This window comes from Paraclostridium dentum, from assembly GCF_048568265.1.
GTDB classification, from domain to species: Bacteria; Bacillota; Clostridia; order Peptostreptococcales; family Peptostreptococcaceae; genus Paraclostridium; species Paraclostridium dentum.
Window position 1 is genome coordinate 2,680,350 of record NZ_CP183813.1, and the last position, 13,248, is coordinate 2,693,597.

Annotated in this window: 12 protein-coding genes; all 12 read right to left on the reverse strand. The window is 32.7% G+C overall.

Annotated features, from left to right (window positions below; all coding sequences use genetic code 11):
* Nucleotides 1-79: 79 nt before the first annotated feature.
* Nucleotides 80-457, reverse strand: a complete 378-nt coding sequence (gcvH, locus tag ACN6I1_RS12490; protein ID WP_021428363.1) for a glycine cleavage system protein GcvH — start codon at nt 455-457, stop codon at nt 80-82.
* A gap of 30 nt (nt 458-487) precedes the next feature.
* Entirely contained in the window at nt 488-2,623 is a 2,136-nt protein-coding gene (acsB, locus tag ACN6I1_RS12495; protein ID WP_419742114.1) for an acetyl-CoA decarbonylase/synthase complex subunit alpha/beta, read from the reverse strand.
* A 47-nt stretch (nt 2,624-2,670) separates the two neighbouring features.
* Entirely contained in the window at nt 2,671-3,483 is an 813-nt protein-coding gene (acsE, locus tag ACN6I1_RS12500) for a carbon monoxide dehydrogenase/acetyl-CoA synthase methytransferase subunit (RefSeq protein ID WP_021431742.1), read from the reverse strand.
* 37 nt (nt 3,484-3,520) lie between these two features.
* Nucleotides 3,521-4,891 carry an acetyl-CoA decarbonylase/synthase complex subunit gamma gene (acsC, locus tag ACN6I1_RS12505; RefSeq protein ID WP_021428449.1) on the reverse strand — a complete coding sequence of 457 codons (1,371 nt, stop codon included), beginning with the start codon at nt 4,889-4,891 and terminating at the stop codon, nt 3,521-3,523.
* A gap of 28 nt (nt 4,892-4,919) precedes the next feature.
* Entirely contained in the window at nt 4,920-5,864 is a 945-nt protein-coding gene (acsD, locus tag ACN6I1_RS12510) for an acetyl-CoA decarbonylase/synthase complex subunit delta (protein WP_419742115.1), read from the reverse strand.
* An 18-nt stretch (nt 5,865-5,882) separates the two neighbouring features.
* Complete coding sequence (locus tag ACN6I1_RS12515) at nt 5,883-6,653, reverse strand: AAA family ATPase (protein ID WP_021431739.1); 771 nt, start codon at nt 6,651-6,653, stop codon at nt 5,883-5,885.
* Nucleotides 6,654-6,698: 45 nt separating this feature from the next.
* The gene (lpdA, locus tag ACN6I1_RS12520; protein WP_419742116.1) at nt 6,699-8,093 is read right to left on the reverse strand and encodes a dihydrolipoyl dehydrogenase; all 1,395 of its coding nucleotides are present in this window, start codon (nt 8,091-8,093) and stop codon (nt 6,699-6,701) included.
* Between the two features lie 21 nt (nt 8,094-8,114).
* Complete coding sequence (locus ACN6I1_RS12525; RefSeq protein ID WP_220796007.1) at nt 8,115-8,996, reverse strand: methylenetetrahydrofolate reductase; 882 nt, start codon at nt 8,994-8,996, stop codon at nt 8,115-8,117.
* A 31-nt stretch (nt 8,997-9,027) separates the two neighbouring features.
* The gene (locus ACN6I1_RS12530; protein ID WP_021428516.1) at nt 9,028-9,699 is read right to left on the reverse strand and encodes a methylenetetrahydrofolate reductase C-terminal domain-containing protein; all 672 of its coding nucleotides are present in this window, start codon (nt 9,697-9,699) and stop codon (nt 9,028-9,030) included.
* Between the two features lie 26 nt (nt 9,700-9,725).
* Entirely contained in the window at nt 9,726-10,598 is an 873-nt protein-coding gene (locus tag ACN6I1_RS12535; protein ID WP_419742117.1) for a bifunctional 5,10-methylenetetrahydrofolate dehydrogenase/5,10-methenyltetrahydrofolate cyclohydrolase, read from the reverse strand.
* A 59-nt stretch (nt 10,599-10,657) separates the two neighbouring features.
* On the reverse strand, nt 10,658-11,290 hold the full coding sequence (locus ACN6I1_RS12540; protein WP_419742118.1) for a cyclodeaminase/cyclohydrolase family protein: 633 nt from the start codon (nt 11,288-11,290) through the stop codon (nt 10,658-10,660).
* 242 nt (nt 11,291-11,532) lie between these two features.
* Nucleotides 11,533-13,212 carry a formate--tetrahydrofolate ligase gene (locus ACN6I1_RS12545; RefSeq protein ID WP_035116908.1) on the reverse strand — a complete coding sequence of 560 codons (1,680 nt, stop codon included), beginning with the start codon at nt 13,210-13,212 and terminating at the stop codon, nt 11,533-11,535.
* Nucleotides 13,213-13,248: the final 36 nt, after the last annotated feature.

Genomic DNA, 13,248 nt, shown 5'->3' on the forward strand with positions numbered 1-13,248 from the left:
GTAAGTATAATTTCCTTAAGCGTAAAAAAGCTGTTCCAAGATCAATTGATTTTACAATTTCACTTGAAACAGCTTTTTGTTATTCCTCTATGCTAGCTTCATATCCATCAGAGTTTATTAAACTATCTAACTCTTCTGGATCTGACATTTTTATTTTTATTATCCATGCATCATAAGCATCTTCATTTATAGCTTCTGGCTCATCTTCTAAATCTTCATTTATTTGTACAACTTCTCCAGATATAGGAGCGATTAAATCAGAAGCAACTTTTGATGATTCTACAACTCCAAAGTCACTACCTTTAGTTAATTCATCCTCTACTTCAGGCATCTCAACAAATAATATTTCACCTAATTGATCTTGAGCATAATCTGTTATTCCTATATAAGCATATTCTCCATCTACTTTTACCCATGTATGCTCTTTACAGTATTTTAAACTTGGTATAACTTTCATTGTTTCACTCCTCAAATTTATAAGATAATATTACATCACACATTCCATGCTTAAAGCTGGATGACCTTTTTCTTCTAGGTATGCTAATACACCTTCAGAATCTGTAGATATAGTTTCATCACAAATCATATCTGTGAAGTTTTCTATTCCATGTAATTCCATCATTGCAGCATTTAACTTATCTGCAACATAGTCTTTTAATTCTTTAGGCATCCATACTATTCTAGATGGTCCGCCTTCTGCATAAGCAAATTTCTTAGAAGATATAAATTGTCTTCCGTGACCCATAAATCCTGGAGTTTGAACTCCTCCACCTGTCATTGAAGCAAGTTCTCCAAATGTCATACCAACAGGAGTCATTCCTGCAAATTCTCTATTTACTATAACAAATCCGTTAGCTTCTGGCATTATACCACATATACATTCAAAACATCCACATGAAGTCATTGGATCTTCTAATATAGAGTACAATGTAACACTTTCAACCGCACCTTGAGATATAGCACTTACTTCATCATTTACTGATTGCCATACACCTTTTAAGTCATCTAAGCATTCACCTTTTATTATAGGTTGGCATGGTCCTGTTTTATCAAGCTCTTTTGTTGCTTTTGCATCTAGCCAACTAACAGCTCCACAAAGACCTAGTCTTTCAGGTGTTACAACACAAACATGTGCAGGTGCAAATGACTGACATAAATTACAAGTATAGAATTCATCAACACTTTCATCTACTAGAGAAGCTAATCTTTCATCTCTAGCAGTATATCTAGGAGTTGCATACTCTGATTTTAATTTAGCTACTTCTTCTGCATCTGTTATTAAAGTAACTTGACACTTATCAACTACTGATTCAAACTCATCTAGCATCTTAGCATATATAACTTCTCCTATATGGTTTAGTCTGAATCCTTTTTCAACAGCATCTTTAGAGATTCTTATCCAAGTTATATCTCTTTGCCCAACATGCATTACACCTTCTATATAGTTTAAGAAGTAGTGTAATCTTCTTTCTAAAACTGGTTCAAAGTCTTCTTGCATATTCTTACCAGCTATATCAACTATAACTGCAAGAGGCAACCTTACAACTCCATTTACAGCTTCAACTTGATCTATATCACTACCTATAATTTCTATCTTGTGATCCTCAACTTCAGATAGCTCTTTCTTTCTAACTAACTCCCAAGCTTCTGTTCTGTTTCCACCAAATTCAGCAAGCATATCATTTTTTCTTATTCTTTCACCTTCAAATGCTGCTGCAAAAGAAACTGGTATTGGTATTTCAGTTATTTTTATTTTTATGCCTCTAGCTTCTAGAGATGTTGCTACAAACTTATCATAATCCTTTTGAGTTAATAAGTTCATTGGAACTTCTAACACATCTTGATCTGTTATAACTGGGAACCCTAAAGCTATTGCTCCTGCTCCACAAGATACAACTAAATCAGTCAATGGTCCAAATGCATTTACAAATGCTGGCACTCTCTTAGCTGTATATTCTAGTAATCCAGTTAAATCTCCAGGAGCTAATCCTCCAAATATTAGTGCTGCTCTTATAGCAACTGACACAACATGTATTACGCTTGTTACATCATATCCTAGAGGTATAACTCTAAGCTCTAGACCCATTTTCACTCCAGCCTCAATAGCCTGATCTATAACTTTACCAACTAAGAATGTCAATAATCCTTTAGATTGATAGTCTTTTATTATCTTAGCTGCAGTTTCTGCATCTGGACATTCTCCAAGTACAACCGCAACCCCTGGTATATCTCCTGTAACTAATGGTACTCCAAGAGATCTTATTATAGGGTCTGTTATATGCCCTGCACATGGCTCACTATATGGAGCATCACTCATTGAGTATTTTATAGCTTCTATTACTTCTGCTGCTAAAGCTGTTGCTAATCCTGAATTGAATACATGTTCTAATAAATGAGTTTTATTTATTAAACTTTCAATAATTTCTAGTGCAGCTTCTAAATCTCCTAAATTATTAATTTTCTTTCCTGTTGCAGCATATATGCAAGGAAGCGAATATGCCGTATCTGGGAATTCAACTTTATGGTCTTTACCATGTTTTTCTATAGCTTCATTAAGCAATCCTTTTGCAGCTTCTAATGCCTGCTCGGATCCATTAAAAACAGTACTGTACAAATTTTTCACTCTATTTCCCCCTTTTATATCTATACTATATATAAAATAAATACTTACTATACGTTATATGCAAATCCACCTTCATTTAATTCTAAATATGAGTCTGCATAAAGACTAGAATTTCTTATTATGTCACAAGATTTTATAGTTCTCATTAATTCTTCATCACATGGATTTACTATAGCAGAGCTAAATCCATTTGCCATAGCCATAGCTGCGAATGCACTATCTAATATAGGTCTTACATGTTTAGGACATCCATTTGAAACATTTGATAACCCTCCAGTTGTTAAAAGTCCCATTTCAGTCATCATTTTTATAGCTTCTAAAACTTCCATTTGTTTGTCTTGCATTCCTTTTATAACTAAGCATAGTGGGTCAAATAACATATCTTCTGGTTCTAATCCTGCCATTAATCCTCTTTCTAATAATTCTTGGCAGTATGCCATACGCTCATCATTATCTCTAGGTATACCTTCTTTAGCACATAAAGCTATAACTTTAGCTTGGTATTCCCCTGCTAAATCTATTAACTCTATTCTTCCACCCGCATCAGCTGAGTTTATTATAGGTTTACCATTATCTCTGTTATAAACTTTAAGTCCGGCTTCTATAGCGTTTCTATTTGCAGTATCTAAAGCTAATGGTACATTGTTAAATTCTGATTGAAGTAGTTGAACACCCCAAGTCATTATATCTGCTCCATCTCTTTCAGCTGGCCCTATGTTGAAATCTATGTAATGAGCTCCAGCGTCTAATTGTTCTTTAGCTCTTTTTAGTATTGGAGCTGGGTCTCTCTCTTCTAAAGCTTTTCTTATTGATGGCGATATACAGTGTATTCTTTCTCCTATTATCATAAATTTTTCCATGTGATTTGTTCCCCCTATTAAATATAGTTTATTGAATTTAAGCCATAGCAGTTTCTTTATTGGCTTTATATTCTCTTAAGAATTTTGGTAATTCCATTGATTCCTCTGTTCCAATTACTACATTCCATCCTGGTAAATTATCTTCTATATCTCCTTTTAATACTGCTACTTTACCCGGTATTATTAAATCTCTATTCTTAGTTTTTTCAGCTACTCCTATTTCTTTTATAAAGTTAGCTATAGAACTTCCTCCAAACTTACCTGCCGCCCATGCAGTTAAAACTGAATATCCTCCTGCATCTGGTATTGCTAACCATACAGGTACTTTAGATCTTTCTATCTCTCCTGCGATTATGAAGTAAGTTAGTGCAAAGTCAACTGTAACTAAAACTGGTGAATTTTCATCTGGATTATTTATAGGATATAATTTAGTTTCTACTCTCATTGGTCTTTGTGGATCTGTGTATATATTTTGTCTAAGTGCAAATAAAGGTAAAGCTTTTGCATAATTTATATCATCTAATACTATTATAGATCCATATTTAACCGTGAATATTGAAGATATAGCAACTTCCATATTAGGATCATTTTTAGCTAATTTATTTGCAAATACTAATGATGGGTATCCAAATGTTCTATCTTGTTCTTTTAAAGATATTCTTCTTATTTGAACTACATTTGTAAATGTGTCTTTCATTGTTTCTCCAGTTGCATCTAATAACAGTTCTTTATACCCTAAAGCTTGTATAGCTTCTGTTGTAGAATATAATTCTTCTAAATTAGATGCATTGACACCTAATACTAACTTATCATTTTTAACTAATTCAACCATCTCTTTGTAGTTATCTTTATTTGCTCCATAAACTACTGGATTTTCGCCTTTTAATAATTCTACAGCTTCCTTAGCTACTTGAGCATCTTCACATATTATCATGTATGCTAAAGTTAAATTACTTTGTTTAACTTTGTTTATTAAATTTAAATATGATTCTTTATTTGAAGTATATCTTAAAGCCGCTATCTCTACTTTCATTTCTTCGCCTATTCTTATGTAGTTTACAGCTTTTATATTTTCTAATTTAGAATTTATTTCATCTTCTGTCATGCAGTCACAAAATTCTACTGCAAATCTATTTTTATTTAAGAAAGTTTTTTCATGTCTAAATAATACAGTTTCTCCACCTAAATCATATTGAGCTTCTCCTGCTCCAATTTTTAAACTTTTCATAAGTGGAGCAGTAGCTTCTGATAATTTATCTAAAGCTTCCTGAGCCATATGAGGGCATTTTCCTATTTCACACGCCCCTGATGCAACCTTCATGCAAAACGCCATACAAGTTGGAAAACCACAATCCTTACAATTTTTCTTTGGTGTTAATTTAAATATATCTAAAGCTTTTAAAGCCATATTATTCTCCCCCTAACCTTTTAACTTATTATGCTAATTCGCTAATTAAAGTTTTTATAGTTTCTACAGATTTTGGATGACGAAGCACTACTGCATTTGATCCTCCAGCTAAAGCACTTGATGCTGTTGAAATTTCCATAGATATTCCTCTTTCTTCTGGGCAACCCCATGCTGGTTCATCTTCTATACTTGCAACAGACTCTTTTACATTCCAACTTTCAAAGCAAACCGGTGTTATTATTGGCATTTGTAATGTTTTATCATTTTGACCAAGTGCCGCAAGTCTAATTCTATCCATTGTAGATGCAACATATTCATATCCATATCCAGCTGCTGAACATCCAACGTTCATAACTATATTTTCTTGCTTAACTCCTAATTGAGTTAGTAAAACATTTAATTGTTTAGCTAAGTTTATATCAACTGAAGATTCAGCTCCTACTTTATGACCATAAGCCATTCCAGCTGCAGCCCCTACCCCTTTATAGTTTTCTTCTGTAGCCGACATAAATAAGCAATTATATCCATCTACAGCTTGAGCTACTTTTTCAAATACCTTTGCATCTTTTTCATGATTTCCACATCCTGCTATTACTATTGGCAATGATACATTTTCTAAAACTTTCTTAGCAACTTCTGCACATTCTTCAGGAGTTTTATCTAATCCATTAGGATCTGCTCCCTCTAATCTTAAACATATAAAATCAGGTTCTATTTTTTCTTCTATATACTTAGCCCATTTAACACTATCATTAGCTACATCTTCATATAAGTTTTTAATTTCACTAGTCCAGTTTTCTGGATATACATCTAGCATTTCTACACCAATTTTTTGTGTATTTGCTTGATCTCCATCAAAGTTATAAAAAGGAAGTATGTTTTCTCCTCCTATTTTTATAGTGCTTTCCCCTGAACCTATTTCAACCTCTGATATTTTCCCAGAGTATTTTTGAACAGACATCTTAAATGCCATATTTTTTTCCCCCTTAGTCTAATTTAATTCTAATTTAGATATAATATCTTTAATAGCGATTTTTGACTTAGCATCTTCAGGTAAATTTATTAAAGGTATACCTGAAGAATCATATTCATATATCATATCATCTAAAGGTACAACACCTAAAAGATCTAATTTATGTTTCTCTATTTCCTCTTTTACACCATCATTTAAAATTCCATTTGGAACCTTATTTACTACTAACTGCATATCTCCTACATTTAAGTTTAACTCTCTAGCTAAATCTCTTATTCTTGCAACTGCTTGAATACTACGTCTTGAACAGTCACTAACTAAAAGTAATTTATCTATATGTTTAGTAGTTTTTCTGCTTAAATGTTCCATACCAGCTTCATTATCTATAACTAGGTAATCGTAGCTATCTGAAAGTTTATCTGTTTGCTCTCTTAAAATTCCATTTACATAACAGTAGCAACCTTCTCCTTCAGACCTTCCCATAACTATCAAATCATATCCTGGTCCTTCTGCTACAGAAGTGTTCAGTCTATATTGTAAGTATTGAGCTTTAGTCATACCTCCTGGAAATGCATTACCTTGTTTTTCTCTTTGGTTTATTTCTTCTCTTATTTGACCTAATGTTACATCTATATCTAATCCTAGTACTTCATTTATATTAGCATTTGCATCTGCATCAACTACTAATATTGGCCCCTTATTTTCTTTTACTAAGCAGTTTATTAGAAGACCTGTAAGACTCGTCTTTCCAGTTCCACCTTTACCTGCCACTGCAATATTAAATCCCATAAGATTTCCCCCTTTGTTTGTCTAAATAGAACTTATTTATTCTACTTATGCTTTTGCTAATTTAGGAGCTGCATGCACACATTCACCATGAACATCATGAAGTGCTTCCATTATTCCTTCTGATAATGTAGGATGTGCATGTATAACATCCCCTACTTCTTCAACTGTTAATCCTAAATGAACTGCTAAAGATAGTTCTGTTAGTAAATCAGTTGCATGAGGTCCTACTATAGACGCTCCTATTATTTTGTCATTTTCATCTGCTAATATTTTTATGAAACCTTGGAAATGTCCTATTGCCTGAGCTTTTCCTAGTGCTCTAAAATCGAATTGTCCTGTATTATACTCTATACCATTTTCTTGAAGCTCTTTTTCAGTTTTCCCTACTCCTGCAACTTCTGGTTCAGTATATACACATCTTGGAACTGCTGCATAATTTACAGTCTTTGAATTGCCACAAACAGCATTTTGTGCTGCTACTAATCCTTCCTTTGATGCTACATGCGCTAAAAATGGTGTATTTATTATATCACCAATTGCATATATACCTTTAACATTAGTTTCTAAATTTTCATTTACTATAACCTTACCTCTATCTAGTTGTATTCCTATATCTTCTATTCCCGAATTATCAAGATAAGGTTTTCTTCCTATAGATAGTAATGCTTTTTCAGCTTTAACTTCTTTACCATTAGACAGAGTTGCTACGACATCATTGTCAACTATTTCACATTTTTCGATCTTAACCCCTGTCATCACCTTAATTTTATCTTTTTTAAATTGTCTTTGCAACTGTTTAGCAACATCTTTATCCTCAAGTGGAAGTAACTGATCAAACATCTCTACAATAGTCACTTCTGTTCCTAAAGCTCTAAAAAACTGACCAAATTCACATCCTATAACTCCTCCGCCAACAATTAACAATGACTTAGGTATATCCTTTAAATTTAATGCTTCATCACTAGTTATAACCCTATCTCCATCATAAGGAAACATCGGTAGTATAACTGGCTGAGATCCATTAGCAAGTATTATCTTATCAGCCTCTACTAACTCTTTACTTCCATCTTCTTTGTTAACTTCTATTTTATTTGTATCTATTACTTTTCCAAATCCATTAACTAGTTTTATTCCTCTTTTTTCGAATAAGAACTCTATTCCACTAATTAATTGGTTTACTACTTTATTTTTTCTATTCATTATGTCATCAAAGTTGGCTTCTATATCTCCATTTATATGTATTCCAAAGTCTTTAGCTTCTTTTATAGATGATATTAATGATGATGATGCTAATAATGCTTTGGTTGGTATACATCCAACGTTTAAGCAAGTTCCTCCAACCTTTCTTTTTTCTATAACTGTAACTTCAGCCCCAAGCATAGCAGCTTTTATAGCAGCTACATAACCACCTGGTCCTCCTCCGATTACTGCTACTTTCATTTTTCAATCCCCCTATGAAATTTATAGTTTTGCTGCGTCTAAAATTGCTGGAACATTTTCTTCTGCTCCAATTGCCATTATATGCACTCCATCACATAAATCTTCATCTCTTAATTGTTGAATCAACTCTCCTGCTATTTTTATTCCTTCACTTGCCCAGTTTTCTTTTCCTACAGATCTTAATCTATCTATAAATTCATCTGGAACATATATACCTGGAACATTCTCATTCATAAACTTAGCCATTCCTGGAGATTTTAATGGAATTATACCCGCCAAAATCTTAGTATTCATTTCCTTTGTATGCTCTTTAAATTCTCTCATTGTATCTATATCATATACAGCTTGAGTTTGAAAAAACTTAGCTCCTGCATTTATTTTCTTCTTCATTTTTAATAATTGTATTTCAATAGGTGTGTATCGAGGTGTCACGGATGCTCCCAAATAAAATTCTGGTGATCCTTTTAATTGATTGCCTACCATATCTGTTCCTTGCGAAAGTTTCTGTGCCGTTTGTAAAATTCCAACACAATCTAAGTCAAATACAGGTTTAGCTTGAGGATGATCTCCTACTATGGTGTGGTCGCCTGTTAATGCTAGCATGTTTTCTATTCCAAACACACCAGCTGATAATAATTCTCCTTGAATTGCAATTCTATTTCTATCTCTTCCAGTTACTTGTAGAACTGGTTCTAATCCTTCATCTTTCAACAATTTACATGTAGTAAGTGAAGTTGTTCTCATTACTGCAGATTGAAAATCTGTTACATTAACAGCATGTACTCTTCCTTTGACAGCTTTTGCACACTCTACTAAGTGTGATAAGTCTATTCCCTTTGGAGGAGCCATCTCAGCAGTTATTGCAAACTTACCGCTCTCTAAAGCTTCTCTTAATAAGCTCATTGTTTATCCCCCTTCAACCTTTTAAAACTATTTAAGCATTTGCCATAGCTTCTTTTTTCTTTAAACTTAAGCTACGTGGGTTACACGCTTTTGAATAATCTTTTGGTTCTTTTACCTCTAATAGGTTATCCAGTTGATTTATTGCTTTTAATCTATTGTATATAAGAACCCAAGCACAATCATTTTCAGGATTTACTTCACATTTTCCATCTCGTGCTCCACCGCAAGCTCCATTTAATAATCCTTTAGCACACATAGTAACCGGGCATATTCCTCCAGTCCATGCAAGTTCACAAGAACCACATGCTTTACATGCTTCCTCAAACTCTCCAACTCTTTTAACTTCGCCTATAAATAAAGTGTCATTTGCTGGATATACTGGTTTATCTTTTATATTTTTAACCACTGTTTGAGTTCCATCTCCGCATGCTAAGGACAATATAGCATCAGCTTCTTTTATCTCAGATTTCAACTCTTTCAAGTCTTTCTTTGATTTTAAAAGATTACATGCAGGGTCTAATACTTTATATCCTAAAACTTCTTTTCCTTCAGCCTCTAATAAGTCTTTCATCTTTAAAATTTCTGTTTCTCCACCACTTTTACAAGTAGATGCACATAGATTACATCCTACTAAAACTAGTTTTTTAGCATCTTTGACATAACCTAAAATCTCTTCAAATGGCTTATTTTCAGAAATTATCATCTCTATTCCCCCTTGAAAATCCCCATTTATTTTTTGTTTTGTAATTTACAAGCTTTAACGATATTAGTAGCTAATATAGAAGTTGTTACAGCTCCTACTCCTCCTGGTACTGGTGTTATCATAGAAACCTTGTCTAATACATCTTCCATATCAACATCTCCACATAAATTACCTTGATCGTCTACATTTACACCTACATCTATTACTATTGCTCCATCTTTTACATAGTTCTTTTTAACCATCTTAGCTCTTCCAACTGCTGCTACTAATATATCAGCTTGAGATGCTATCTCTGGTAAATTTCTAGTTTTTGAATGGCATATATTTACAGTTGCATTCTCGTTTAATAAAAGCATTGATAGTGGCTTTCCAACTACCATAGATCTTCCTAAAACAACAATGTTTGCACCAGTTAAATTTATACTGTAGTGCTTTAATATTTCTATAACTGCCGTTGGTGTACATGGTGGATATCCAGTTTTATCATTTTCTACTATTTTAGCTGTATTTATAGGATTAAAACAATCTATATCTTTTTTAGGACTTATCTCATATTTTATTTCATCTTCACTTAAATGCTTTGGAAGTGGTCTAAATGTTAAAATACCATTAACTTTATCATCTTCGTTTAATTTATGTATAGCCTTTATAAATTCATCTTGGCTTATATTCTCATCTAACTCTATTACTTCTGTTTCAATTCCTATGTTTTGGCATCTTTTAAGTGCTCCTCTTTCATAGGCTAAATCATCAGGTCTTTCACCTACTCTAACTATTGCTAACTTAGGGTTTATACCCATTTCATTTAAATTTTTAACTTCTTTTTTTAAATCTTCAGTTATCTTATCTGCCACAGGCTTACCTTTTATTATCTGTGATTTTACATTAGTTTCGTTCATATTTTTGTTGCCCCCTATATCTTATTTCATAAAAATTTCAAATTAAAAATATATAAAGTTTATTTATTTAAAGCTAATTCAACTTTTTTATAAACTTCGTCACAAATTCTAACTCCATCTTCAACAAGCTTATTGACTTCATTTCTGACAGTCTCAACATATTGTCCATCTTTTATAGAATTTATATTTATAAAAATATTTAATTGTCCACTAAGAATTGCAGCTCTTAGACATTGTACACCAACACCAACATCACTTATTGCTAGCCTTGATCCTTTGTCTACCAAATCTTCGTGTAGTTTTATAGCTTCATAACATACCTTTACTATCTTTATTGGTACTTCACATGCTGTCTTAAGGGCACTTTCCATAGTTTCATCTTTTACCTTTTTCTCTTCTTCTGTAGAACTAGGTAACCCGTAAGCTTTTGATAAAGGAAGAAAACACTCTGCATCTTCATCTATCATATCTAGTAATTCTTTTTCTAAAGTTCTAGCTTTTTCTAATATACATTTTACACTTTCTTCATATTCAGCATATTTTTTCTTTCCTATAGTTAAATTGCATACCATACTACCTAATGCAATACCTATAGATCCAGTTAAAGCTGCTGCTCCACCTCCACCTGGAACTGCTGATTTTGAAGCTAGTACATCTACAAACTCTATACAACTTTTTTGTGCTATCTTCATACTTATCTCCCTATAAAAATTAATTTATTAAAAAATTATACTAGGTAGCTAAATAAGAAATATAGTTTATGCCGTAGCACTTTAAAGCATATCTTTTCAGTGCTTTATTCGTAGGAATTAACTATATTTCCTACAAGCCCCTTCATAAATTTTAAGCTAATCAAAAATATTTCATATAGTAGGGAAGTAGTAAATATAGTTTTTTGGTATAAAAATCAACTATATTTACTACACCTATCTACCTAGAATAATCCTGATATTACTCCATTTTCATCAACATCTATTCTTTCTGCTGCTGGAACTTTTGGAAGTCCTGGCATCTTCATTATTTCACCAGTAAGAGCAACTATAAATCCAGCACCTGCAGATACTGTTAATTGTCTAACTGTTATTCTAAATCCAGTAGGTCTTCCTAATTTTGTTTGATCATCTGTTAAAGAATATTGAGTTTTAGCCATGCATATTGGTAATTTACTAAAACCTAGCTTTTCTAAATTTGCTATCTCTTTTTCTGCTGCTGGCGCAAAGTCTACTCCATCAGCTCCATATATTTTAGTAGCTATTGCTTCTATTTTTTCCTTTATAGATAAATCATCTTCATAACAGAATTTAAAGTTATTTTCTTCTTCATCTAATAATCTTAAAACTTCTTTAGCTACTTCAATTCCACCTTCTCCACCTTTTGCCCAAACTTCAGAAAGTGCAACATTAACACCTAACTCTTTACACTTATCTTCTACTAATTTAAGCTCTGCTTCAGTATCAAGTGGGAATCTATTTATAGCTACAACTGCAGGAAGACCATAAACTTTTGTTATATTCTCAACATGTTTTAATAAGTTTGGTAAACCTGCTTCTAAAGCTTCTAAGTTTTCTTCATTTAATTTATCTTTTGCTACACCGCCATTGTATTTCAATGCTCTGACTGTAGCAACTATTATAACTGCATCTGGTTTTAAGTCTGCCATTCTACATTTTATATCCAAGAATTTTTCAGCACCTAAATCAGCCCCAAATCCAGCCTCTGTTACAACATAATCTGCAAAATGCATAGCCATCTTAGTTGCTATTACAGAGTTACATCCATGAGCTATATTTGCAAATGGACCACCATGAACAAATGAAGGAGTTCCTTCTAATGTTTGAACTAAATTTGGTTTTAATGCATCTTTTAGTAATGCTGCCATTGCACCATTTGCATTTAATTGTCTAGCTGTTACTGGTTCATTATTGTATGTGTATCCAACTATAATATTTCCTAATCTTTCTTTTAAATCTATTATGTCGTTTGCTAAACAAAATGCTGCCATTATTTCAGATGCAACAGTTATATCAAATCCATCTTCTCTAGGAACACCATGTGCTTTTCCACCTAATCCATCAGTTATATTTCTTAACTGTCTGTCATTCATATCAACACATCTTCTCCAAGTTATTCTTCTTGGATCTATGCCTAGAACATTTCCTTGATGTATATGGTTATCTAACATAGCTGCTAATAAATTGTTTGCAGCTCCTATAGCATGGAAATCTCCAGTAAAGTGTAGATTTATATCTTCCATAGGTATAACTTGAGCATACCCACCCCCAGCAGCTCCACCTTTAACTCCAAATACTGGACCTAAAGAAGGTTCTCTTAAAGCAACTAAAACATTTTTATCTAATTTAGCAAATGCATCTGCTACTCCTATAGTAGTTGTAGTTTTTCCTTCTCCAGCTGGAGTAGGGTTTATAGCAGTAGTTAATATTAACTTAGATTTTTTACTTTTGCTATCTTTCTTTAATAAGTTATAATCAACCTTTGCTTTGTATTTTCCATAAAGCTCTACTTCATCATCAGTTAAACCTAATTTTTTAGCTATTTCCCTTATATCTTGAGGTTTTGCCTCTTGAGCAATTTCTATATCTGACTTAAATCCCATAACTAAATCTCCTCTCACTTTACTTCATTATATTTA

Coding starts and splice junctions, on each gene's coding strand:
- ACN6I1_RS12530 (WP_021428516.1), bottom strand. CDS start 9,699: ATGATAATTTCTGAAAATAAGCCATTTGAAGAGATTTTAGGTTATGTC.
- ACN6I1_RS12540 (WP_419742118.1), bottom strand. CDS start 11,290: ATGAAGATAGCACAAAAAAGTTGTATAGAGTTTGTAGATGTACTAGCT.
- lpdA (WP_419742116.1), bottom strand. CDS start 8,093: ATGAAAGTAGCAGTAATCGGAGGAGGACCAGGTGGTTATGTAGCTGCT.
- acsE (WP_021431742.1), bottom strand. CDS start 3,483: ATGGAAAAATTTATGATAATAGGAGAAAGAATACACTGTATATCGCCA.
- acsD (WP_419742115.1), bottom strand. CDS start 5,864: ATGGCATTTAAGATGTCTGTTCAAAAATACTCTGGGAAAATATCAGAG.
- acsC (WP_021428449.1), bottom strand. CDS start 4,891: ATGGCTTTAAAAGCTTTAGATATATTTAAATTAACACCAAAGAAAAAT.
- gcvH (WP_021428363.1), bottom strand. CDS start 457: ATGAAAGTTATACCAAGTTTAAAATACTGTAAAGAGCATACATGGGTA.
- ACN6I1_RS12525 (WP_220796007.1), bottom strand. CDS start 8,996: ATGAGCTTATTAAGAGAAGCTTTAGAGAGCGGTAAGTTTGCAATAACT.
- ACN6I1_RS12545 (WP_035116908.1), bottom strand. CDS start 13,212: ATGGGATTTAAGTCAGATATAGAAATTGCTCAAGAGGCAAAACCTCAA.
- ACN6I1_RS12535 (WP_419742117.1), bottom strand. CDS start 10,598: ATGAACGAAACTAATGTAAAATCACAGATAATAAAAGGTAAGCCTGTG.
- ACN6I1_RS12515 (WP_021431739.1), bottom strand. CDS start 6,653: ATGGGATTTAATATTGCAGTGGCAGGTAAAGGTGGAACTGGAAAGACG.